Annotated in this window: 21 protein-coding genes; 10 read left to right on the top strand and 11 right to left on the bottom strand. The window is 61.1% G+C overall.

Annotated features, from left to right (window positions below):
- Positions 1-47: 47 nt before the first annotated feature.
- Both queF and ACHPFG_RS08975 read right to left on the bottom strand, forming a co-directional pair.
- The gene (gene queF, locus ACHPFG_RS08980; protein ID WP_131698954.1) at positions 48-878 is read right to left on the bottom strand and encodes an NADPH-dependent 7-cyano-7-deazaguanine reductase QueF; all 831 of its coding nucleotides are present in this window, start codon (positions 876-878) and stop codon (positions 48-50) included.
- 66 nt (positions 879-944) lie between these two features.
- Positions 945-1,466 carry a cupredoxin domain-containing protein gene (locus ACHPFG_RS08975; RefSeq protein WP_431702155.1) on the bottom strand — a complete coding sequence of 174 codons (522 nt, stop codon included), beginning with the start codon at positions 1,464-1,466 and terminating at the stop codon, positions 945-947.
- 157 nt (positions 1,467-1,623) lie between these two features.
- On the opposite strand from ACHPFG_RS08975, the gene ACHPFG_RS08970 reads away from it, so the two are divergent.
- Complete coding sequence (locus ACHPFG_RS08970) at positions 1,624-2,304, top strand: heavy metal response regulator transcription factor (protein WP_431702154.1); 681 nt, start codon at positions 1,624-1,626, stop codon at positions 2,302-2,304.
- Positions 2,301-3,656 carry a heavy metal sensor histidine kinase gene (locus tag ACHPFG_RS08965; protein ID WP_431702153.1) on the top strand — a complete coding sequence of 452 codons (1,356 nt, stop codon included), beginning with the start codon at positions 2,301-2,303 and terminating at the stop codon, positions 3,654-3,656. The genes ACHPFG_RS08970 and ACHPFG_RS08965 overlap by 4 nt, the downstream gene beginning before the upstream one ends.
- Positions 3,657-3,692: 36 nt before the next feature.
- On the opposite strand, the gene ACHPFG_RS08960 is transcribed toward ACHPFG_RS08965, so the two are convergent.
- The 3 genes from ACHPFG_RS08960 to ACHPFG_RS08950 are packed head-to-tail and all read right to left on the bottom strand — an operon-like array spanning position 3,693 to position 6,937.
- Complete coding sequence (locus ACHPFG_RS08960) at positions 3,693-4,937, bottom strand: lipoprotein-releasing ABC transporter permease subunit (protein ID WP_131698950.1); 1,245 nt, start codon at positions 4,935-4,937, stop codon at positions 3,693-3,695.
- A gap of 58 nt (positions 4,938-4,995) precedes the next feature.
- Complete coding sequence (gene lolD / locus ACHPFG_RS08955; protein ID WP_024074097.1) at positions 4,996-5,679, bottom strand: lipoprotein-releasing ABC transporter ATP-binding protein LolD; 684 nt, start codon at positions 5,677-5,679, stop codon at positions 4,996-4,998.
- Between the two features lie 7 nt (positions 5,680-5,686).
- Positions 5,687-6,937 carry a lipoprotein-releasing ABC transporter permease subunit gene (locus tag ACHPFG_RS08950; protein ID WP_027604228.1) on the bottom strand — a complete coding sequence of 417 codons (1,251 nt, stop codon included), beginning with the start codon at positions 6,935-6,937 and terminating at the stop codon, positions 5,687-5,689.
- A 94-nt stretch (positions 6,938-7,031) separates the two neighbouring features.
- Here ACHPFG_RS08950 and ACHPFG_RS08945 point away from each other — a divergent pair, with 94 nt between their 5' ends.
- Both ACHPFG_RS08945 and ACHPFG_RS08940 read left to right on the top strand, forming a co-directional pair.
- Positions 7,032-7,616: a PilZ domain-containing protein gene (locus tag ACHPFG_RS08945; RefSeq protein ID WP_431702152.1), complete on the top strand. Its 585-nt coding sequence runs from the start codon at positions 7,032-7,034 to the stop codon at positions 7,614-7,616.
- Positions 7,617-7,662: 46 nt separating this feature from the next.
- Positions 7,663-8,385 (top strand): glycerophosphodiester phosphodiesterase, encoded by a 723-nt coding sequence (locus tag ACHPFG_RS08940; protein WP_065901990.1) that lies wholly within the window; start codon positions 7,663-7,665, stop codon positions 8,383-8,385.
- 42 nt (positions 8,386-8,427) lie between these two features.
- Here the strand turns inward: ACHPFG_RS08940 and sthA are convergent, their stop codons facing one another.
- Positions 8,428-9,822, bottom strand: coding sequence for a Si-specific NAD(P)(+) transhydrogenase (gene sthA / locus ACHPFG_RS08935; protein WP_431702151.1), 1,395 nt, complete (start codon positions 9,820-9,822; stop codon positions 8,428-8,430).
- A 214-nt stretch (positions 9,823-10,036) separates the two neighbouring features.
- Between sthA and ACHPFG_RS08930 the strand changes: the two genes are divergently transcribed.
- On the top strand, positions 10,037-10,570 hold the full coding sequence (locus ACHPFG_RS08930) for a chalcone isomerase family protein (RefSeq protein ID WP_431702150.1): 534 nt from the start codon (positions 10,037-10,039) through the stop codon (positions 10,568-10,570).
- Positions 10,571-10,765: 195 nt separating this feature from the next.
- Here ACHPFG_RS08930 and ACHPFG_RS08925 read toward each other — a convergent pair whose 3' ends face one another.
- Positions 10,766-12,229, bottom strand: coding sequence for a glyceraldehyde-3-phosphate dehydrogenase (locus ACHPFG_RS08925; RefSeq protein ID WP_339451136.1), 1,464 nt, complete (start codon positions 12,227-12,229; stop codon positions 10,766-10,768).
- 340 nt (positions 12,230-12,569) lie between these two features.
- Between ACHPFG_RS08925 and mfd the strand changes: the two genes are divergently transcribed.
- From mfd to ACHPFG_RS08910, 3 genes are read left to right on the top strand one after another with little or no spacing between them, the layout of a single operon-like run.
- The gene (gene mfd, locus ACHPFG_RS08920; RefSeq protein WP_431702149.1) at positions 12,570-16,019 is read left to right on the top strand and encodes a transcription-repair coupling factor; all 3,450 of its coding nucleotides are present in this window, start codon (positions 12,570-12,572) and stop codon (positions 16,017-16,019) included.
- 11 nt (positions 16,020-16,030) lie between these two features.
- Positions 16,031-16,597, top strand: coding sequence for a CsiV family protein (locus ACHPFG_RS08915; protein WP_431702148.1), 567 nt, complete (start codon positions 16,031-16,033; stop codon positions 16,595-16,597).
- Between the two features lie 9 nt (positions 16,598-16,606).
- Positions 16,607-19,300 carry a DEAD/DEAH box helicase gene (locus ACHPFG_RS08910; RefSeq protein ID WP_431702147.1) on the top strand — a complete coding sequence of 898 codons (2,694 nt, stop codon included), beginning with the start codon at positions 16,607-16,609 and terminating at the stop codon, positions 19,298-19,300.
- A gap of 62 nt (positions 19,301-19,362) precedes the next feature.
- On the opposite strand, the gene nagZ is transcribed toward ACHPFG_RS08910, so the two are convergent.
- Together nagZ and ACHPFG_RS08900 are read right to left on the bottom strand one after the other, a co-directional pair.
- Entirely contained in the window at positions 19,363-20,373 is a 1,011-nt protein-coding gene (gene nagZ / locus ACHPFG_RS08905; RefSeq protein WP_431702146.1) for a beta-N-acetylhexosaminidase, read from the bottom strand.
- 136 nt (positions 20,374-20,509) lie between these two features.
- Entirely contained in the window at positions 20,510-21,217 is a 708-nt protein-coding gene (locus tag ACHPFG_RS08900) for a TetR/AcrR family transcriptional regulator (RefSeq protein WP_131698942.1), read from the bottom strand.
- A gap of 263 nt (positions 21,218-21,480) precedes the next feature.
- Here ACHPFG_RS08900 and lexA point away from each other — a divergent pair, with 263 nt between their 5' ends.
- Positions 21,481-22,089: a transcriptional repressor LexA gene (lexA, locus tag ACHPFG_RS08895; RefSeq protein WP_003172575.1), complete on the top strand. Its 609-nt coding sequence runs from the start codon at positions 21,481-21,483 to the stop codon at positions 22,087-22,089.
- Positions 22,090-22,099: 10 nt separating this feature from the next.
- Positions 22,100-22,573 carry an SOS-induced cell division inhibitor SulA gene (gene sulA, locus ACHPFG_RS08890; protein WP_431702145.1) on the top strand — a complete coding sequence of 158 codons (474 nt, stop codon included), beginning with the start codon at positions 22,100-22,102 and terminating at the stop codon, positions 22,571-22,573.
- An 83-nt stretch (positions 22,574-22,656) separates the two neighbouring features.
- On the opposite strand, the gene ACHPFG_RS08885 is transcribed toward sulA, so the two are convergent.
- Together ACHPFG_RS08885 and ACHPFG_RS08880 are read right to left on the bottom strand one after the other, a co-directional pair.
- Positions 22,657-22,890 (bottom strand): hypothetical protein, encoded by a 234-nt coding sequence (locus tag ACHPFG_RS08885; RefSeq protein ID WP_010212068.1) that lies wholly within the window; start codon positions 22,888-22,890, stop codon positions 22,657-22,659.
- Positions 22,891-23,008: 118 nt separating this feature from the next.
- A complete protein-coding gene (locus ACHPFG_RS08880) occupies positions 23,009-23,530 on the bottom strand; it encodes a DUF6586 family protein (RefSeq protein WP_431702144.1) in 522 nt (173 codons plus the stop codon).
- Between the last annotated feature and the right edge of the window lie 27 nt (positions 23,531-23,557).

Genomic DNA, 23,557 nt, shown 5'->3' with positions numbered 1-23,557 from the left:
GCGCAGAACCAAAAGGTAGGAGAGGGCCTGCCCCCTCCCACCTTTGTTTACTGACGGGCCAGACGCACGTTCTGGAACGCCACATCCTCGGTACTGCGGTAAGGATTGATATCTAACCCACCCCGCCGCACATAGCGCGCATACACCGTCAACTTCTCCGGCTTCAGCAAACGCTGCAGGTCGAGGAAAATGCGCTCCACGCACTGTTCATGGAAATCCGAGTGCTGGCGAAAGCTCACCAGGTATTCCAGCAAACTCCCGTGATCCAACGCCGCACCGCGGTACTCCACCACCACGCTGCCCCAGTCGGGCTGGCTGGTGACCGGGCAGTTGGACTTGAGCAGGTGGCTGTGCACGCTCTCCTCGACAATGCGCGAGTCATCACAACGCAGCAGCTCCGGGCGCGGGTGTTCGTAGTTGCTGACACTGATATCCAGATCGTCAATGCACACGCCCGGCAACGCCATCACGCCTTCGGCCTCAATGTCGGCCAGGCTGCGGATACGCACGGTAACAGGCTTGCCGGCGGCGGCGCTGAGATCGGTGCGCAGGGTCGCTTCCAGGCTTTGCACATCGGCAAACGCGGTCTGGTTGAGCGAGTTGAGATACAGCTTGAACGACTTGGACTCGATGATGTTCGGCGAGTCGGCCGGGATGCTGAACTCACCGATGGCCACCACCGGCTTGCCCGACGGCAGCAACCAGGACAATTCGAAGCAGTTCCAGAAGTCCACGCCCTTGTACGGCAGGGTCTCGGCGCTCAGGCCCAGCTCGGTCCATTTGGCGGCGCGTGGAATCGGGAACAGCAACGAAGGGGTGTAGGTGGAGATGTATTCACTGGACTTGCCCAGCGGCGAATGTTCGGCTGCGGGATGCATGGCGGAAACCTGGCTAAATAAACCGCGCCAGTCTACCAGCCTTTGCCCCCGCCCTTAAGAAACGCCTTACTCAACGGTCAGCTTGCCGACCATGCCCGCCTGGTAATGACCGGGGAGGTTGCAGGCAAACTCCAGGCCGGTGGCCTTGGTGAACGTCCAGGTCAGCTCAGCGGTCTTGCCGGGCTCCACCAGTACGCTGTTGGGATCGTCGTGCTTCATGCCGCCCATTTCACCGTGGCCCATGGCACTGTGATCCATCTTGCCCATTCCCGTGGAGGTGAGCATGCCGCTGGCCTGCATCTGCAACATTTCCTTCTGGTGCTCGGCATGCATCGCTGCGTCACCGAGGTTGAATTCATGCAGCAACTGGCCTTTGTTGACCAGTACGAAGCGCACCGTCTCACCGGCCTTGACGTCCAGGGACTTGGGCGAAAAGGAAATATCCTGCAGCGTCACTTCCACAGTACGCGTGGCCTTTTCAGTCGGTGCCGGCTGGCCGAACGCGTAGGTATGGGCCGCATCCGCCATGGCATCGAAACTCAACGCCAACAGGCAGCCCGCCAACAACAGGGGTGTACGCAATGCCATCTCGATTCTCCAAAAAGTGTGCAATCTGCTTGGACAGCACTCTAAGAGTGCGCCGCTGCCAGCCAGCTGACTGCTAGATTACAACTTTGTCAGGTTGCGCCCTTCCCCTGGCCCCCAAGGTATAAAGCCCCTCGTGAACTGTTGCCAAGAGCCGCCCATGAAATTGCTGATCGTCGAAGACCAACCGAAAACCGGCCACTATCTGCGCCAAGGCCTGGCCGAGGCTGGTTTCACCACCGAACTGGTGGCCGACGGCACCAGCGGCCAGCACCTGGCGCTGACCGGCGATTATGACCTGTTGATCCTGGATGTGATGCTGCCCGGTCGCGACGGTTGGCAAATCCTGCAAGCGGTGCGCAGTGCCGGCCTGGAGATCCCGGTGCTGTTTCTGACCGCCCGGGATGCCGTGGAAGACCGCGTGCATGGCCTGGAACTGGGCGCCGACGATTACCTGGTCAAGCCCTTCGCCTTCTCCGAACTGCTCGCGCGTATACGCAGTCTGTTGCGCCGTGGCAGCAGCACGCCGCAGGAAACCGCCCTGCAACTGGCCGACCTGCGCCTGGACCTGATCCGCCGCCGCGTCGAACGGGACGGCCAGCGCATCGACCTCACCGCCAAGGAGTTCTCCCTGCTGGAACTGCTGCTGCGCCGCCAGGGCGAAGTACTGCCCAAGTCGCTGATTGCCTCCCAGGTGTGGGACATGAATTTCGACAGTGACACCAACATCATCGAAGTCGCGATCCGGCGTCTGCGCCTGAAAGTCGACGATCCCTTCCCCACCCAACTGATCCATACCGTGCGCGGCATGGGTTATGTACTGGAGGAGCGGAACCATTGATCCAGCGTCTGTCCCTGGCCAGCCGCCTGGCCCTGCTGTTTGCAGCGTGCACTGCGGTGGTCTCGTTGCTGGCGGGCGTACTGTTTAACCGTGCCAGCGAGGCGCACTTCATTGAATTGGACCAGCAGCAACTCGACAGCCAGTTGGTAGCGCTGCGCAGTACCTTGCAGGGGGTCAACTCGCCTGCGTTGTTTGCCCAGCGCGAGCAGCAGTTGCGCGTGGAGCTCAATCGCCAGCCCGAACTCGCCCTGCGCGTAACCGCAGGCGGCCAGCGCTGGCTTGATGATGCGCCCGGCGTCACACTGCCCGAGGGCCCCGGACTGCATAGCCTGCAAAACGCCGGGACCGACTACCGCGTCTACAACGTGCCGCTGATGGCGGGCCAACCCGACTCGCCGCAACTCAGCCTGGTGCTCGACATCACCCACCACCAGCACTTCCTGCAACGCATGCAGCATTTGATCTGGCTCACCGTCGGTCTCTCCGCCCTCGCCACCGCCGTGCTCGGTGCCTGGGCTGCACGCAGTGGCTTGCGCCCGTTGCGGCGCATGGGCGAAGTGGCTGCCGGTGTTTCGGCCCACTCCTTGACCCAGCGTCTGCCTCAACAGCAAATGCCGGCGGAATTGGCCGAACTGGCCCAGGCCTTCAATGCCATGCTGGGGCGTTTGGACGATGCATTCCAACGCCTGTCGGCCTTCTCCGCCGACATTGCCCATGAACTGCGCACGCCTCTGTCGAATCTGCTGACCCAGACCCAAGTCATCCTGACCCAACCGCGCCCCTTGGAGGATTACCGCGAAGCGCTGCACAGCAACCTGGAAGAGCTGCAATGGATGGCGCAGTTGGTGAATGACATGCTGTACCTGGCCAAGGCGGACCACGGCTTGCTGATACCCAAGTGCGAGCCTTTGGCACTGGCGAATGAAGTGGAGGCGTTGCTGGAGTTTTTCGCGTTGCTGGCAGAAGACGCAAAGGTCTCGCTGGTACGTGAAGGCAGCGCGCAAACAGCCAGCGATCGCGGCATGCTGCGCCGAGCCCTGTCGAACTTGCTGGATAATGCCCTCAGGTTTACCCCGGCCGGCGGCCAAGTGCGCGTGCGGATGGTTGAAGGCGTACGGGGCGTGACAGTGACGGTAGAGAACAGCGGGGAAGGTATTCCAGCGGACGTGCTACCGAGGTTGTTCGACCGATTCTACCGCGCGGACCCGGCGCGCCATGAAGGCAGCAGCGAGCATGCAGGACTGGGGTTGGCGATTACCCAGTCGATTGTGCGGGCCCATGGTGGGAGGATTTTTTGTGAGTCCGAGGCCGGATGGACAAGGTTCGTGATTGAGTTGCCCAAGGTAAATTGATGCAGGATGGGCCGGCCCCGATAGCGGTCTTAAAGGCTACGAATACCTAAGGGCATGCGCCGGCTCAATCTTCGCCGCCCGATACGCCGGGTAAATCGTCGCCAGGAAGCTCAACACAAACCCGGCCGTACAAATCAGCACCACATCGCCACTTTGCAGCTCGGAAGGCAGGTTGCTGACGAAGTACACGTCCGAACTGAAGATATGCTGCCCGCTCACCCGCTCCAGCCAACCTACCAGTTCACTCACGTTCAGCGCCGCAATCACGCCCAGCACACCGCCGATCAGGGTGCCGACAACGCCGATCACGGTGCCCTGTACCATGAAGATCGCCATGATCTGCCGTGGCGTGGCGCCGATGGTACGCAGGATCGCGATGTCCGCGCCCTTGTCGTTCACCACCATGATCAGCGTGGCGATGATGTTGAACGCCGCGACGGCGACGATCATCAGCAACAACAGGCCGATCATGGTCTTTTCCATCTTCATCGCGCTGAACAGGCTGCCCTGGGTGTGAGTCCAGTCATCGGGCTTGTAGCCGCTGCCCAGGCTGGCGGCGATATCTGCCGAGACCTTGGGCGCTGCGTACAGGTCTTTCAACGCCAGGCGCACGCTCTGCACCTGGTTCGGTTGCCAGTGCTGTATCTCGGCGGCGTCAGCCATGTGGATCAGGGCCATGGAGCCATCCAGCTCGGCGCCGACCTTGAAGATACCCACTACGTTCAGACGCTGCATGCGCGGGGTGATCCCCCCCGGCGCGCTGCTGATTTCCGGGACGATCAGGGTCAGTTTGTCACCCACATTCAGGCGAAAACGCCGGGCGGTGATTTCGCCGACCACCACGCCGAACTCGCCAGGCTTCAGGTCTTCCAGTTTGCCCTGCACGATATGCTGGGCCACGATCGACACCTTGCCTTCCTGGGCCGGGTCGACGCCGCTGATCTCGATCGGCTGCATCGCGCCCTTGTAGGAGAACATGCCGTCCATCTGCGTGAACGGTACGGCGGCAGTCACTTGCGGATTCTTCATCGCCGCAGCGGCCACCGGCTGCCAATCATCGATAGGGTTCACCCCGACGATGGTGGCGTGGGGCACCATGCCAAGGATGCGCGAGCTCATTTCGCGCTGGAAGCCGTTCATCACCGACAGCACCACGATCATCGCCAGCACGCCCAGGGCGAGGCCGATCATCGAGGTCATCGAGATAAACGAAACAAAACGGTTGCGGCGCTTGGCGCGGGTATAGCGCGTGCCGATGAAAATCGATAACGGTCTGAACATTCGCGGGCACCGTTGGAAAAATAGAAAACCCGGCGTCAGGCACCGGGCTTGAAACAGGTCAGATGGCGACCAGATGACCTTCCTGCAGATGCAGTACGCGGTCCATCTGGCGGGCCATGCTCATGTCATGGGTCACCACCAGGAACGCGGTGCGCATCTGGGTGCTCAGTTCCAGCATCAAGTCCTTGATGCCCTGGGCGGTGTGAGAGTCGAGGTTGCCGGTGGGCTCGTCGAGCATCACCAGCCCCGGGTTGTTCACCAGGGCACGGGCAATCGCCACACGCTGGCGCTCACCGCCGGACAGTTCGGCCGGTTTGTGCTCCAGGCGATGGCCGAGGCCGACGCGCTCGAGCAACGCCTTGGCACGCTGACGCGCTTCCGGGATCGCGGTCTTGCCGATCAACAGCGGCATGCACACGTTTTCCAGGGCGGTGAATTCCGGCAACAGGTGGTGGAACTGGTACACAAAGCCCAACGAGCGGTTGCGCAACTGGCCACGGGCCTTTTCATTCAAGGCCGATAGTTCTTCACCGGCCAGCCATACACTGCCCTGGGACGGCGTATCAAGGCCGCCCAACAGGTTGAGCAAGGTACTTTTGCCGGAACCGGAACTGCCGACGATCGCCACGCGCTCGCCGGGATGAAGTTCCAGTTGCAGGTTGGACAGCACCACAACCGACTCCGGGCCTTCCTCGTAGGATTTGCCCAGGTTGCGGCAGCTCAGGATTGCTTTTTCACTCATGCCCGATTCACTCATAACGTAAGGCCTGTGCTGGCTGGGTACGTGCCGCGCGCCACGCTGGATACAGGGTGGCAAGGAAACTCAGGACCAACGCGGCGCCGCCGACCATCAGCACGTCCTGGGCTTGCACCTGGGACGGCAGGTAATCGATGAAGTAGACGTCGGCGTTGAGGAACTTGTGGCCGATCACCTTTTCAAGCAAGGCGATGGCGGCGCTGACGTTCAGCGCGGCCAAAATGCCTACCGCGGTACCGATCAAGGTGCCGACCACGCCAATCACGGTGCCCTGCACCATGAAGATCGCCATGATCTGCCCCGGCGTGGCGCCCAGGGTGCGCAGGATGGCAATGTCGCCCTTCTTGTCATTCACCACCATCACCAGCGTGGAGATGATATTGAAGGCGGCAACGGCGACGATCAGCAGCAACAGCAGGCCGATCATGGCTTTTTCCATGCGGATGGCCTGGTACAGGTTGCCGTGGGTGCGGGTCCAGTCGCGGGCGTAGTACTGGCTTTCACCCAGGTGCTGGGCGATTTCCCAGGCGCCGCGCGGGGCATCGAACAGGTCGTTGAACTTCAGGCGCAGGCCTTGCACCTGGTCCGGCTGCCAGCGATGCAGGCGGGCCAGGTCGGTGAGGTTGGTCAGGCCGAGGTAGCCGTCGATCTCGCCGGCGCCGACGTGGAAGGTACCGACCACGGTAAAGCGCTTCATGCGCGGGAACATGCCGGCCGGCGTCACGGTGACTTCCGGGGCGACGAAGGTCAGCTTGTCGCCGATGCCCACGCCGAGTTTGGCCGCTGCCTTGTCACCGATGACAATGCCAAAACTGCCGGGGGCCAGATCGTCGAGTTTGCCCTGCAACATGAACTTATCGATGATCGAGACGTTGCGTTCCTGGGCCGGGTCGATGGCATTGAGAAGGATTTTCTGCACCTTGCCGTCATTGGTCAGCAGCCCCTGCATCTGGGTAAACGGCGCGACGGCCACTACCTTGGGGTTCTGCTTGACCTTGGCGGCCAGGCTTTGCCAGTCGCTGATGGGCGCATCGCCCTCGATGGTCGCGTGGGGCACCATGCCCAGCACGCGGGTGCGCATCTCATGATCGAAGCCGTTCATCACCGACAGCACCACGATCATCACGACCACGCCAAGGGCGAGACCGATCATCGAGGTCAAGGAAATGAACGACACAAAATGATTGCGACGCTTTGCACGGGTATAACGCGTGCCAATAAATACGAAGAGAGGTCTGAACATGTCGGGGCTTGTTCGGAGGAAAAGAAGACGTCCCGGTGGCGGGGTCTGGTAAGCAGCTTTACACTCAGACCATTACCGTTACCTGGGGTTCGCCATGTCGACATTAGATGAAGAAGAGCGCCGCGAATACTACCGTATCGACGACATGATCGCACTCCAAATCAAAAGCCTGTCTGCTCCCGAAGCGGCGAGCAAGGAAGTGTTGCTGGATGATTCACCGCTGTTCAATCTGCTCAGTGAACTGCACCTGAGCGAATTTGAAGCCCAGCACCTGCTGCGCCAGCTCAGCGAGAAGGATCGCACCCTCGTCGCCTTTCTCCGCGTGCAGAACAAACGCCTGGATTTGCTCAGCCAAATCATGGCCCGCGGCCTGCTGGATGAGGTCGGCGCCCCGCAGCCGGTGATCATTTCCGAGGGCGGCATCGATTTCCAACACCCCTCCCCCCTGACGGTGGGTGCGAACCTGGCGGTCAAGCTGGTGCTGATGCCCCAGGCACTCGGCCTGCTGCTGCGCGCACGGGTCACCCATTGCAATCCCAAGGGCACGGGCTTCGCCATCGGCACGGAATTCGAAGCCATGACCGATGCCCAACGCCAGCTGCTGGCACGCTACATCCTGCAGAAACAGGCGCAGGAACGGCGCCTGGCACGGGAACAGAGCGACGCCCAAGACACCTGAACTCTCGAATTCACCCCGCCAGACAACCTGGCGTAAAGGAGCAACTGTGACCCTGATCTACGGCCACCGCGGTGCCAAAGGCGAAGCACCGGAAAACACCCTGACCAGCTTCCAGGAGTGTCTCAAGCACGGTGTACGCCGCTGCGAACTGGATTTGCACCTGTCCATGGACGGCGAGCTGATGGTCATCCACGACCCGACCCTCAAGCGCACCACCGACCGGCGCGGCAAAGTCGTCGAGTATTCGGCAGCGGACCTGGTGAAGATGGACGCGCGCAAAGGCGGCCCGGGCTGGGTCAAGCCTTGCCCGATTCCGCGCCTGGAAGAGCTGTTCGAACAGTGCGACTTCGATCACTGGCAACTGGAAGTCAAAAGCGCCTCGCGCACCCGCGCCGCGACCACCGTGCTGGCAATTCGTGAGATGGCCGTACGCTTCGGCCTGATGGACAAAGTCACCGTGACCTCAAGCTCGCGGGAAGTGTTGAAAGCGGCGGTTGAACTCACTCCCGACCTGTCACGCGGACTGGTCGCCGAATATGCCTGGCTCGACCCGTTGAAGGTCGCGCAAAACTACGGCTGTGAGTTTCTGGCATTGAACTGGACGTTGTGCACCCCCGAGCGTCTGGAAAAAGCCCAGCGCCAGGGCCTGCACGTGTCCGTGTGGACGGTCAACGAACCTGCGCTGATGCGCAGGCTCGCCGACTTCGGCGTAGATAGCCTGATTACAGACTTTCCCGGTTTGGCCACTGCCACCCTCGAGAATTACTGAAATCGGTCTCCCCGGCCGGCTCAGGCCACCGGCCGGAGCCGCTCAAAAAAGCCGGTTGAGGCCGTCGTAGGCCGCTACCCGATAGGCTTCCGCCATGGTCGGGTAGTTGAACGTGGTGTTCACAAAATACTTGAGGGTATTTTGCTCACCCGGCTGGCTCATGATCGCCTGGCCGATGTGCACGATCTCCGAAGCCTGGTAGCCGAAGCAATGCACGCCGAGGACTTCCAGGGTTTCGCGGTGGAACAGGATCTTCAGCATGCCTTGCGGCTCACCGGCGATCTGCGCGCGCGCCATGCTCTTGAAGAACGCCTTGCCCACTTCATAAGGCACCTTGGCCTTGGTCAGTTCGTGCTCGTTCTTGCCGATCGAGCTGATCTCGGGAATCGTGTAGATCCCGGTGGGCACGTCGTTCACATAACGCCAGCTGCCGTTGTCGACAATGCTGCCGGCCGCCGAACGGCCCTGGTCATGCGCCGCACTGGCCAGGCTTGGCCAGCCGATCACGTCACCGGCACCGTAGATGTTGGTCACGCAGGTACGATAGTTCTCGTCGACTTCGATCTGGCCACGGCTGTTGACCTTGACCCCGATGTTTTCCATGCCGAGCTTGTCGGTGTTGCCAGTGCGGCCGTTGCACCACAGCAAGGCATCGGCCTTGATCTTCTTGCCGGACTTGAGGTGCAGGATCACGCCGTTGTCCAGGCCTTCGACCCGCTCGTATTCTTCGTTGTGACGCACGGTGATGTTGTTGTTGCTGAAGTGGTAACTCAACGCCTGGGAAATTTCCGAGTCGAGGAAGCTCAGCAACTGATCGCGGTTGTCCACCAGCTCCACCAGTACACCCAGGCCACTGAAGATCGAGGCGTATTCACAGCCGATCACGCCGGCGCCGTAGATGATCAGTTTGCGCGGGGTATGGCCCAGGCTCAGGATGGTGTCGCTATCGTAGATACGCGGGTGGTGGAAATCGATATCCGCCGGGCGATATGGGCGCGAACCGGTGGCGATGATGATGTGCTTGGCCACCAGCGTCTCGACCACGCCGTTGGCGCACACCACTTCGACGGTTTGCTCGTCGGCGAAGCTGCCGGTGCCGAAGAACAGGTCGACACGGTTACGGGCGTAGTACCCGGTACGCGAAGCGACTTGCTTGGAGATGACCTTCTCGGCGCTTTTCAGTACGTCCGGGAACGAGAACCAGCGCGGCTCACCAATCGCCCGGAACATCGGGTTGGTGTTGAACTGCATGATCTGGCGCACCGAGTGACGCAAAGCCTTGGACGGGATGGTACCCAGGTGGGTGCAGTTACCGCCGACCTGGCGACGGCTATCGACCATCGCCACCTTGCGCCCTGCCTTCGCGGCGTTCATCGCCGCACCTTCTCCAGCCGGGCCGGAACCCAGTACCACCACGTCGTAGTTGTAGACAGCCATGCGTACTCCTCAGAACAGGCCAGGCGCACGGTTGGGCGCCTGGCTAAATCATGCCGCGGCCAGCGGTCATGAAGGACAATTTGGCTCAAGTGTGTGAGCCGGGGCACAGTCTATATAAGGCTCAACGCCGCGCACATTAACCCTTGGTCGCGTCGTAGGCCAGTTTTGCCATACTACATGACGCAAATCAGCGCCGATTTCAGGATGAGCCATTATGCGACAACTATTTTTTTGTTTGATGCTGATGGTGTCGATCACAGCGCACGCCAATGAAGCGGAGCGACTCAAGCAAGCGGGCTTCCCGGCGCAGGTTGAGGGACTGACGCTGAAAAACCAGGCGGTGTTCAACTATCTCTGGGCGGATGTTTACGCCGCCGGGCTGTATGCCTCTGCGGATGTGAGCGCCAGACAGGCCTGGGCACAACAAAAGGATCTGCGCCTGGTGCTGTATTACTTTCGCAACCTCGACCCCAAGGATGTGATCAAGGCCGCCACGGCGACGTTGGAGCGCCAGCAAACCAGTGCTCGATTGAAGCCCGAGCTGGATCAGCTGCATGCGCGCTTTCGCAATATCCGTAACGGGGATCGTTATGCCCTGGATTTTCGGCCGGGTCGTGGCCTGAATTTGGAGATCAATGGGCAGGTGGTGTTCAGCAGCCGTAATGACGCGCTGGCAAGGGCCTACCTGGGCATCTGGCTGGCGCCCAAGGGTTTGTCTGATGAGTTGCGCGGCAAACTGCTGAAATGAAAATGGCCCACCAGTGAGGCATGCATCCACTGAACGACCGCTATCGGGGGCAGGCCCCCTCCCACCTTTCGACGTGTGAATACATTCAAATGTGGGAGGGAGCTTGCGCCCGATGAGGCCCTGATCGACAACACAAAACCTGCAGCCATAAAAAAGCCCCGAACCAGTCGGGGCTTTTTCATTCAACGCAGATGCTTAGCGCGGAAACGCTGGCGGGTTAACCCCAGCCATGTCTTCCATCACGCGAACTACCTGGCAGCTGTAGCCGAACTCGTTGTCGTACCAGACGTACAGCACAACGCGGTTGTCCTGGCTGATGGTCGCTTCCGCGTCCACTACACCGGCGTGGCGCGAGCCAACGAAGTCGGTGGACACCACTTCCTGGGAATTGACGAAGTCGATTTGCTTATGCAGGTCGGAGTGCAGCGCCATGTAGCGCAGGTACTCGTTCATCTCTTCACGGGTAGCGGCTTTCTCAAGGTTCAGGTTGAGAATGGCCATCGACACGTTAGGCGTCGGCACACGGATCGCGTTACCGGTCAGCTTGCCGGCCAGCTCAGGCAGGGCCTTGGCAGCGGCGGTGGCAGCACCGGTCTCGGTGATGACCATGTTCAGCGCGGCGCTGCGGCCACGGCGATCGCCCTTGTGGAAGTTGTCGATCAGGTTCTGGTCGTTGGTGTACGAGTGAACGGTTTCAACGTGGCCGTTAACGATGCCGAACTTGTCATTCACAGCCTTGAGCACCGGCACGATGGCGTTGGTGGTGCAGGAAGCGGCGGACACGATCTTGTCGTCAGCGGTAATTTCGCCGTGGTTGATGCCGTGCACGATGTTCTTGAGCTTGCCTTTGCCAGGCGCGGTCAGCACGACACGATCGATACCCGGGCAGGTCAGGTGCTGGCCCAGGCCTTCGGCATCACGCCATACACCGGTGTTGTCCACCAGCAGGGCGTCCTTGATGCCGTACTGGGTGTAATCCACCTCGGTCGGGTTCTTCGCGTAGATCACCTGGATCAGGTTACCGTTGGCGGTGATGGTGTTGTTTTCTTCGTCAATGGTGATGGTACCGTTGAACGAACCGTGTACCGAATCGCGGCGCAGCAGGCTGGCGCGTTTGGTCAGGTCGTTCTCGGCGCCTTTGCGCACCACGATGGCACGCAGGCGCAGGCCGTCGCCGCCACCGGTTTTTTCGATCAGGATGCGCGCCAGCAGGCGGCCGATACGACCGAAGCCGTACAGGACCACGTCGGTGCCTTTGCGGGCAGCGGCGTTTTGCTGGCCAACCACATCGGCCATTTCTTCACGCACGAACTGCTCGGCGGTACGGCCGGCACCTTCCTTGCGGAATTTGTAGGCCAGCTTGCCCAGGTCTACCGAAGCCGCGCCGAGCTTGAGCTCGCTCATGGCCTTGAGCAGGGGGAATGTTTCGTGGACGGAGAGTTCGCTGTCGTCGGCAGAACGATGGCGAGCAAAGCGATGCGCCTTGAGAATCGCGATGACTGATTGGTTGATCAGGCTGCGGCCATAGATCGAGCTCACCACATTGTTATTGCGGTACAGCTGACCGATAAGCGGGATCATCGCTTCTGCGAGTGCTTCACGGTCGATCCATTCACCAAGACACTGGTCGGGCTTCTGAGTCACGGGAACCTTCCACATGTAGGGGCTGAAAAAAGGGGCTACATTATGTCGTCCGACCGCCCTTTGAGCAATGCGCCAACCCCAACAAAAAGCCCTTGCAAAAAAATACCACCCCGCTACAGGCCAGGAAACACGCGGGTTTCAGAAGGCCACCAATGGCGCAGTGCCCCCAACTTGTCCGTAACTCTCCGAAACATCCGTGCAAAACGGCACTACATAATGAGTCAAAAGCCCCCTTTGTTTGTCTTAGCCACTACATTTCCTACAAACCGTAATAGGCTCAGTCAGCAACTGACAGGCGGCACCTCGGGCCGCTACAATTACCGACTTTGTCGCAACGCTTGGAGCTCAACCTTCCGTGCCCGTTCTGCGTCTACCGCTTCTCCCTGCCGCGGCAGGTAAACAGCACTGGGGCAACCTGCCCGGTGCAGCCCTGAGCCTGGCCATTGCCGAGGCTGCCAGCGCAGCCAAGCGCTTTACCCTGCTGCTCACCGCCGACAGCCAAAGCGCCGAACGGCTGGAGCAGGAGCTGAGCTTCTTCGCCCCCGATTTGCCGGTGCTGCATTTTCCCGACTGGGAAACCCTGCCCTACGACCTGTTCTCGCCGCACCAGGACATCATCTCCCAGCGTATCGCCAGCCTGTACCGCCTGCCGGAACTGGCCCACGGCGTGTTGGTGGTGCCGATCACCACCGCCCTGCACCGCCTGGCGCCGACCAAGTTCCTGCTGGGCAGCAGCCTGGTGCTGGATATCGGCCAGAAGCTCGACGTGGAACAGATGCGCACGCGCCTGGAAGCCAGCGGCTACCGCTGCGTCGACACGGTGTATGAGCACGGTGAATTCGCCGTGCGTGGTGCACTGATCGACCTGTTCCCGATGGGCAGCAAGTTGCCGTACCGCATCGACCTGTTCGATGACGAAATCGAGACCCTGCGCACCTTCGATCCGGAAAACCAGCGGTCCATCGACAAGGTCGAGTCCATCAAGCTGCTGCCGGCGCGGGAATTCCCGCTGCAAAAGGACGCAGTCACGCGCTTCAAGGCACGCTTCCGGGAACGCTTTGATGTGGACTTCCGCCGCTGCCCGATTTTCCAGGACTTGAGCAGCGGGATTACCCCGGCGGGCATCGAGTACTACCTGCCGCTGTTCTTCGACGAAACGTCGACGCTGTTCGACTACCTGCCCCAGGACACCCAAGTGTTCTCGCTGCCGGGCATCGAGCAAGCCGCAGAAAACTTTTGGAACGACGTGCGCAACCGCTATGAAGAGCGCCGCGTCGATCCGTCCCGGCCTTTATTGCCGCCCGCCGAGCTATTCCTGCCGGTGGAAGACTGCTTCGCCCGCCTGAAGAACTGGCCGCGCGTGGTCGCCAGCCAGCAGGATGTGGACGCCGGCAGCGGCCGCGAACGCTTCCCGGCGGGAACGCTGCCGGACCTGGCGATCCAGGCCAAAGCCACGCAACCACTGGAAGCACTCTCGAACTTCCTCGGCGACTTCCCTGGGCGCGTGCTGTTCACCGCCGAATCCGCCGGGCGCCGTGAAGTGCTGCTGGAACTGCTGGAACGCCTGAAGCTGCGGCCGAAAACCGTCGACAGCTGGCCGGATTTTGTCGCCAGCAAAGAGCGCCTGGCGATCACCATCGCGCCACTGGACGAGGGCCTGCTGCTGGATGACCCGGCCTTGGCGCTGATCGCCGAGAGCCCGCTGTTCGGCCAGCGCGTGATGCAGCGTCGCCGCCGTGAAAAACGCGCCGACGCCAACAACGACGCGGTGATCAAAAACCTCACGGAACTGCGCGAAGGCGCGCCGGTGGTGCATATCGACCACGGCGTCGGCCGCTACCTCGGCCTGCAGACCCTGGAGATCGACAACCAGGCCGCCGAATTCCTCACCATGGAATACGCCGAGGGCGCCAAGCTCTACGTGCCGGTGGCGAACCTGCACCTGATCGCCCGCTACACCGGCAGCGACGACGCCCTGGCGCCGTTGCACCGCCTGGGCTCCGAGACCTGGCAGAAAGCCAAGCGCAAGGCCGCCGAACAGGTGCGCGATGTCGCCGCCGAACTGCTCGACATCTATGCCCGTCGTGCGGCGCGCGAAGGGTATGCCTTCGCCGACCCGAAAGCCGACTATGCCACCTTCAGCGCCGGCTTCGCCTTCGAAGAAACCCCGGACCAGCAAACCACCATCGAAGCGGTGCGCGCCGACATGCTCGCGCCCAAGCCGATGGACCGCCTGGTGTGCGGCGACGTGGGCTTCGGCAAGACCGAAGTGGCCATGCGCGCAGCCTTTATTGCGGTACACGGCGGCAAGCAAGTGGCGATCCTGGTGCCAACCACCCTGCTCGCCCAGCAACACTACAACAGCTTCCGCGACCGCTTCGCCGACTGGCCGGTGACCGTGGAAGTGATGAGCCGCTTCAAGTCCGCCAAGGAAGTGAATGCCGCCGTCGCCGACCTTGCCGAAGGCAAGATCGACATCGTGATCGGTACGCACAAGCTGCTGTCGGACGATGTGAAGATCAAGAACCTGGGCCTGGTGATCATCGACGAAGAACACCGCTTCGGCGTGCGTCAAAAAGAACAGCTCAAGGCCCTGCGCAGTGAAGTCGACATCCTCACCCTCACCGCCACGCCGATTCCGCGCACGCTGAACATGGCCGTGTCGGGCATGCGCGACCTGTCGATCATCGCCACACCACCGGCACGGCGCCTGTCGGTGCGCACCTTCGTCATGGAGCAGAACAAAAGCACGGTCAAGGAAGCGCTGCTGCGGGAACTGCTGCGCGGCGGCCAGGTGTACTACCTGCACAACGACGTAAAAACCATCGAGAAATGCGCCGCCGACCTTGCCGAACTGGTGCCGGAAGCACGCATCGCCATCGGCCATGGGCAGATGCGCGAACGCGATCTCGAACAGGTGATGAGCGACTTCTACCACAAGCGCTTCAACGTGCTGATCGCCTCGACCATCATCGAGACCGGCATCGACGTGCCGAGTGCCAACACCATCATCATCGAACGGGCGGACAAGTTCGGCCTGGCCCAACTGCACCAGCTGCGCGGCCGGGTTGGGCGCAGTCACCACCAGGCGTATGCCTACCTGCTGACGCCGCCCCGCCAACAGATCACCGGGGACGCCGAAAAGCGCCTGGAAGCGATCGCCAACACCCAGGACCTGGGCGCCGGTTTTGTCCTGGCCACCAATGACCTGGAAATCCGCGGCGCAGGCGAACTGCTGGGCGATGGCCAGAGCGGGCAGATCCAGGCAGTCGGCTTCACCTTGTATATGGAGATGCTTGAACGCGCGGTGAAAGCCATCCGCAAGGGCGAGCAGCCGAACCTCGATCAACCCCTGGGCGGCGGTCCGGAAATCAACCTGCGCTTGCCGGCGTTGATCCCCGAAGACTACCTGCCGGATGTGCATGCACGGCTGATCCTGTACAAGCGCATCGCCTCGGCCACCGACGAAGAAGGCCTCAAGGACCTGCAGGTGGAGATGATCGACCGCTTCGGCCTGCTGCCCGAACCGACCAAGAACCTGGTGCGCCTGACCCTGCTCAAATTGCAGGCCGAGCAGCTTGGGATCAAGAAAGTCGACGCCGGGCCCCAGGGCGGGCGTATCGAGTTCGAAGCGCAGACACCGGTGGACCCACTGGTGCTGATCAAGCTGATCCAGGGCCAGCCCAACCGCTACAAGTTCGAAGGGGCTACGCTGTTCAAGTTCATGGTGCCGATGGAACGTGCCGAAGAACGCTTTAATACATTGGAGGCGCTGTTCGAGCGCCTCATCCCGAAATCTGTTTGAAGGACGCCCCAATGCGCCTGTTCCGCATTCTGAGCCTGTTATTGGTGGTATTCGCGCCTTCGGCATTTGCCGACAGTCCGTATCAGGTGGAAATGATCCTGGTACGCCAGAACGCGGAGCCGGCGCTCAACAGCCGCGCTGCGCCGGAAAACTGGGATGAAGGCGCGCAGCGGTTGGGCGACAGACTGAGCCCGCCGCGCCTGAACAATATCGTCGACAAACTCAACGCCGATAACAGCTTCACCGTGCTTGCGCACAAGGCCTGGGAACAGAACCTCGGCGAGCAGCCGGTAAAAATCGCGATCACCGACGGCCAGGAGCAGTTCGGCCAGTTCCCCATCGAGGGGGTGTTGAGCCTGCAACTGGGGCGTTTCACGGATATCGATGCGGACTTCTGGCTCAACACGTTCGACAGCAACGGCAGCGTGGTGGCCAGCGAACACCTGAGCCAGAAAGACGTGCGCACCAAGAACAACCAGCTCAACTACCTGGACGGCGGCCACCTGGCACTGTTGATCAAGATCACGTCGTTGACCGCCAAGCCACCCAGCGCCCCCCCGCCCGACATTCAGGACTGATCCAGCGCCATGCCCCTGACGTCGTCGCTGACCAAACCCCTGGCCCCTTCGTGGGCCAATCGCTTCAAAGAGCAAAGCCTGGAGCGCGGGCGACGCTACGCCCTGGAAAACCGTGTGCGCATCGTCGAGTCCGGCGACAGCACCATCATCGCCAGTTGCGAAGGCTCGGGGGGCAACGTTTACCGGCAGACCATCTCATTGCGCGAATCGGCCAAGGGCGCGCTGATCCTGGTGGACAGCCGCTGTACCTGCCCGGTGCACACCAACTGCAAACACATCGCGGCGGTGCTGCTCAAGGTCCAGGAAACCCTGGCCTACCCGGCAGCCGCCCAGGATGCCGAGTTACTGGAAAAGCTCCAGGCCGTGCTGGATAACCGCGTAGTGTTGCCGCAGGTGGTGATGGAAGACGTCGTGCCCGTGCCGCGCCTGTGGCTGGCCAGCGTCGAGTTCAGCGCGTTTGAACCGCGCAACGGCAAGATGCAGCGCTATATCCAGCACCGTGCGGCGCTGTCGTTCAACTATCTGGGCAACTATGTCAGTGGGCAGAAGAACGCCGATATCATCGTGCGCCAGGAAACCCATAGCCTGCGCATCAAGCGCCACCCCGAGCTGGAGCAACCCTATCGCGAGCAACTGCGCGTGCTCGGTTTCAAGATCGCCACGCGCCAGAGCAAGGCATTGCCGGAAAGCGCCGGCGAACTGTTCGAGATGGTCAATGACAGCGCCTGGCTGAACTTCACCCTCAACGCGTCGCCGACCCTGCGAGCAGAAGGTTGGGAGCTGCAGATCGATGAAGACTTCGGTTTTGACCTGAGCGCCGTCGACGACTGGTACGCCACCGTCGATGAAGGCCCGGAGCGCGACTGGTTCGACCTGGAGCTGGGGATTATCGTCAACGGTGAGCGCCTGAGCCTGCTGCCGATCCTGCTCAACCTGATGCGCTCCCACACCGAGATCCTCAACCCGGAGAAAGTTGCCCGGCGCCGCGACGACGAACTGATCCTGGTGAATATCCCCGGCCTGCCCAATGGCGGTCACGGCCCGCTGCAAGTAGCCCTGCCCTACGGCCGCTTGAAACCGGTACTGGCCACCCTCGGTGAGTTCTACCTGCAGGAGCCCGGCACCACCACGCTGCGCCTGTCCAAGGCCGATGCGATTCGCCTCAACCCGCTGGAAGACCTGCCCCTGCAATGGGAGGGCGGCGAGAAGATCCGCAACTTTGCCCAGCGCCTGCGGGATATCAAGGATTTCACCTGTGTGGCGCCCGAAGGCCTGAACGCGACCTTGCGGCCTTATCAACTGGAAGGTTTGAGCTGGATGCAGTCGCTGCGCCAGCTGGAGGTGGGCGGCATTCTTGCGGATGACATGGGCCTGGGCAAAACCCTGCAGACCCTGGCGCATATCCTCAGCGAAAAGATCGCCGGACGCCTCGACCGGCCTTGCATGGTGGTGATGCCCACCAGCCTGATCCCCAACTGGCTCGACGAGGCGGCGCACTTCACCCCGCAACTCAAGGTGCTGGCGCTGTACGGTGCCACGCGCAAAAAACACTTCGCCAGCCTGCAGGACTACGATCTGCTGCTGACCACTTATGCGTTGCTGCCCAAGGACATCGAACAACTGGCCGCCCTGCCCTTGCATGTACTGATCCTCGATGAAGCCCAGTACATCAAGAACCCTTCCAGCAAGGCTGCCCAGGCCGCGCGCGAGCTGAATGCCCGGCAGCGCCTGTGCCTGAGCGGCACACCGCTGGAAAACCACCTGGGCGAACTCTGGTCACTGTTCCACTTCCTGCTGCCGGGCTGGCTGGGCGACGTCAAAAGCTTTAACCGCGACTACCGCGTCCCCATCGAAAAGCGCGCCAGCGAGGTACGACTGCAGCACCTCAACGGTCGGATTAAACCCTTCCTGCTGCGCCGCACCAAGGAGCAGGTGGCCACGGAATTGCCGCCCAAGACCGAGATCATTCACTGGGTCGACCTCAATGAAGCCCAGCGCGATGTGTACGAGACCATGCGCCTGGCCATGGATAAGAAGGTCCGTGACGAAATCACCCTCAAAGGCGTAGCGCGCAGCCAGATCATCATTCTTGAAGCGCTGCTCAAGCTACGCCAAGTGTGCTGCGACCTGCGCCTGGTCAACGACGCCACCCTGCCCGCCCGTGGCAGCACCTCGGGCAAGCTCGACAGCCTGATGGAAATGCTCGAAGAGCTGTTTGAGGAAGGTCGTCGGATCCTGCTGTTTTCCCAGTTCACCTCGATGTTGAGCCTGATCGAAGCCGAGCTTAAAAAGCGCGGTGTCGCCTACGCCCTGCTGACGGGCCAGACCCGCGATCGGCGCACCCCCGTGAAGGATTTCCAGAGCGGCAAGTTGCAGATTTTTCTGATCAGCCTGAAGGCCGGTGGCGTGGGGCTGAACCTGACCGAAGCTGACACCGTGATTCACTACGACCCTTGGTGGAACCCGGCCACCGAAAACCAGGCCACCGACCGTGCGTATCGCATCGGCCAGGAAAAGCCGGTGTTCGTTTACAAGATGATTGCGCGGGGCACGGTGGAGGAGAAAATCCAGCACCTGCAGAAGGAAAAGTCCGACCTGGCGGCGGGTGTGCTGGATGGGCGTACGACGGGGGATTGGCAGTTGGGCAACGACGATATCGAAGCGTTGTTTGCGCCGCTGCCCAATAAGCAGGAAAAGCGCTGAAAAACATACCTGACGCCCCCCCGTAGATACCGTCTTATCCAACACCGCGCAAATCCGTGACATCAGTCGATGAGTTGAGCGGCTCTCAGAGCAGCCAGGGCCGTCAACCAACGTGGATCTTGCTTGTAGTCCGTCGAAGCAATCGCCTGGCCGCGCATACGTGCAATTCTTGCCGACGGCGTAACCTTCATCCGCTGGGCCGCACTGAGTGCCAGTTCAGCCGCCGCACGGTCGTTGCACACCAGCCCCATGTCGCAACCGGCGGTCAGCGCCGCCTCGATCCGACTGGCCGCGTCGCCGACCACATGGGCCCCGGCCATCGACAGGTCATCGCTGAAAATCACCCCATCGAACTGCAACTCGCCGCGCAGGATGTCCTGCAACCAGCGGCGTGAGAAGCCGGCAGGCTGCGCATCCACCTGCGGGTAGATAACATGCGCCGGCATCACTGCCGCCAACTGCTTGCTCAGGCGTGCGAAAGGCACCAGGTCATTGGCGCGAATCTGTTCCAGGCTGCGTTCGTCATTGGGAATCGCGACGTGGGAATCAGCCTCGGCCCAGCCATGGCCGGGGAAGTGTTTACCGGTGGCGGCCATGCCGGCGCTGTTCATGCCACGGATAAAGGCACCGGCGAGCACGGCGGCGCGCTCGGGATCGCCCTCGAAGGAACGGGTGCCGACCACGGCGCTGCGCTGGTAGTCCAGGTCCAGCACCGGGGCGAAACTTAGGTCCAGGCCGACCGCCAGTACTTCAGTGGCCATAATCCAGCCGCATTGCTCGGCCAGGTACTCGGCGTTGGGGTTGTCCGCCAACGCGCGCATGGCCGGCAGGCGCACAAAGCCCTGGCGCAGGCGTTGCACACGACCGCCTTCCTGGTCGACCGCCAACAGCAGGTCCGGGCGCACCGCACGAATCGTCGCGCTCAATTCCCGCACCTGGCGCGGATGCTCGATATTGCGCGCAAAAATGATCAGGCCACCGACCTCAGGCTGGCGCAACAGGTGACGATCCTCGGCCGTCAGCCAAGTACCAGCCACGTCGACCATCAAAGAACCTTGCAGGGCAGCAGTCATAAACCTTCCTTAAATAACGCACACAACCCGCTGCCCTCACCAGGCGCAGTGAGAACAACAGGTTGCGAGTAAATAGCTGAATTCGGCATGGGCGGCTAGCTTAGCGGATGCAAGCGGTCGCGCCCACCCGTGGCGGTCAAACCTTGGCGGGGGCTGGCGCGGATTTACTGCGTGGGCGCAATTGGGCGGCCGCCATGGCCGAGTCGGTCACGCCGGTTTCAGCACGCATGCCGGCGGCAAGGAACGGCACCATCAGGCGCATGACCTGCTCAATGGAGGTGTTCACGCCGAAATCGGTCTCGGCAATCGCACGCAACGCCTTGATCCCGGACATGCTGAATGCGGCCGCACCGAGCATGAAGTGCACGCGCCAAAACAGTTCGATAGGCGGAATACGCGGGGCAGCTTCGTTCACCAGCAACATATAGCGGCGGAAGACCTTGCCGTACATGTCTTCCAGGTAACGGCGCAAGTGGCCCTGGCTCTGGCTGAATGCCAGGCCCAACAGGCGCATGAAGATCGACAGATCGTTGCCGCTGCGCGGTTGAACCACCAGCGCTTGCTCCACGAGCATTTCCAGCAGGTCTTCCAGGGTGGGCTTGTGGTCGGCCTTGGCCTGGCGGCGCTCGAGTTCACGGTCGAGGCTGGCACAGAACGGCCCCAGGAAGCGCGAGAACACCGCCTGGATCAGGGCCTTTTTCGAGCCGAAATGGTAGTTCACTGCGGCGAGATTGACCCCGGCTTTGCTGGTGATCAGCCGCAATGAAGTTTCAGCAAATCCTTTTTCCGCGAACAATTGCTCAGCAGCATCGAGAATGCGTTCAACGGTTTCCGACTGGGCCATGGATACTCCGCCTGACAAACACTTGTTTGAAACATACGTTTCAGGGTGTGTCTTGTCAAGCCTGCAAGTTCGCTTTCCGGCCGGGCAGTCACCTATTTCATCGCTATTTAATCACAGACTCCCAGGTCTGTAGGCAGTGCCATCTCTGCCTTGTAGGACAGCTAACGAATGACCGTCCGGCGGCGTCGTAGAAAAGGATGATTGCCAAGCGCAGTTCACTGTATATAATCCCAGTCACTGTATAAAAAGACAGAGCGATCAACATGCTAAAACTGACGCCACGCCAAGCTGAGATTCTGGCTTTTATCAAGCGCTGCCTCGATGACAACGGCTATCCGCCGACGCGAGCGGAAATAGCGCTGGAACTGGGATTCAAGTCCCCCAACGCCGCCGAAGAACACCTCAAGGCCCTCGCGCGCAAAGGCGCGATCGAGATGACCCCGGGTGCTTCGCGGGGCATCCGTATCCCTGGCTTTGAAGCCAAGGCCGACGAATCGACACTGCCAATCATCGGTCGCGTAGCCGCCGGTGCGCCGATCCTGGCGCAGCAGCACGTCGAGGAATCCTGCAACATCAACCCGACCTTCTTCCATCCGCGTGCCGACTACCTGTTGCGGGTACATGGCATGAGCATGAAGGACGTGGGCATTTTCGATGGCGACCTGCTGGCCGTCCATACTACCCGCGAAGCCCGTAATGGCCAGATCGTCGTCGCCCGTATCGGCGATGAAGTCACCGTCAAACGCTTCAAGCGCGAAGGCAGCAAGGTCTGGCTCCTGGCCGAGAACCCTGAGTTCGCCCCGATTGAAGTGAACCTGAAAGATCAGGACCTGGTGATCGAAGGCCTGAGCGTCGGCGTCATTCGCCGCTAAAGGAGGCATCATGCAGCTCGTGCACACACCCCAACACACACAACTGTCGCTGTTCGAGGCCTTTATGGCCCAACCCCTTGCGCCCATCCTCAAGGAAACGGTTGAGGCGCCCTGGAGCGCCGAACCTGAGGCGTTCAGTGAACTGTCGTTGCGCGGTGCGGCCGGGAGCTGCCTGAGCCTGCTGGCGCCGATCCTTCGCGAACTGAGCGAAGAACAGGATGCACGCTGGTTGACGCTGATCGCCCCGCCCGCCAGCCTGACCCAGGCTTGGCTGCGGGACGCAGGCCTTAACCGCGAGCGCATCCTGTTGCTGCAGCCGCGTGGTACGCAAAGCGCTCAGCAACTGACCTGTGAAGCATTGCGCCTGGGCCGTAGCCACACCGTGGTCAGCTGGCTCAACCCGCTGAATGCCACTGCCAAGGCACAGCTGATCAGCGCTGCGCGTACAGGCGATGCGCAGAGCTTGAATATTCGATTGGGGTAATTCGGTGCGCCGCAGGCTATCCCTTTGGAGGGGGCCTGTTGTGGTGAGCGGGCTTGCCACAACAGCGAACCCACTTGCCACACTCAGTGAAGAACGCGCGGGCCGTCTTCTTTCTCCGGTTCGCCTTCTGCCAGGCGACCTGCCATCTGCACACCAACACTCAACATGGCTTTTGCCACTTCCACGTGCTGGCCCTGCAGGAACACCTTGGCGTCCTCGGAAAAATCCAGAATAACCAGAGAACCTTCGTCCTCAGCCCGGCGCAGCTCGATTCGGCCGTCAGGCAACTCAACAATTTCCAGAAAGGACGTTGGCATAAAAGTCTGTTCTCCACGAAAGGCCGGGATTATATCAGTCATCCTCCCGGCTTCGTTGAGGATCTGAAGAGGTTTCTTTACGGCTTGATGAACGGTGCCATGTGAATCCGACCAACGTTCAGCACTCGTTCAAACCTTCACGAAAGCGCAACGCCATCTTTTTCAGCTCCTGACGCCAGCCTTCCAGCTCTTCGCGACTCAATGGCTTGGGCTCTTCCTCTTCCAACGCAATCGCCACGATCAAGGGCTGGGTCACGTCGCCCTTGGGCACATGGGGAACACGGGGCGGCTGAAACATATCCGAGTGGGCCTTCAACAGACGCGCGACCCAGCTGTCAGGGCTCTGCGCCATTTCCACCAGCTCGGCCAGCTCAGGGATCGCCATGCTTTCCAGCACCTCACGATTCATGATCATTTCCGCACGGGGCGAACCGGCCTGGGGCAAGCGGTAGAATCCGGCGATCTCATGACACAAGCCCAGTAACGCACCATACAGGTGGAACAACGCAGCTTCACGACCGGCCTGGACCAGCGCAATAGCGTTCATCTCCTTCCCCTCCTCGGCACGGCCAAGGGCTTCCAGGGACAAACCCGCAAAATAAATTTTCTGATTGGTACGGGTATAGAGCTCGTTGGCCATAACGGCAATCTCCACAACGAATAAGCG

This window comes from Pseudomonas sp. BR20, assembly GCF_050780135.1.
Classification (GTDB): domain Bacteria; phylum Pseudomonadota; class Gammaproteobacteria; order Pseudomonadales; family Pseudomonadaceae; genus Aquipseudomonas.
This window is presented reverse-complemented; position numbering and strand designations above follow the sequence as displayed.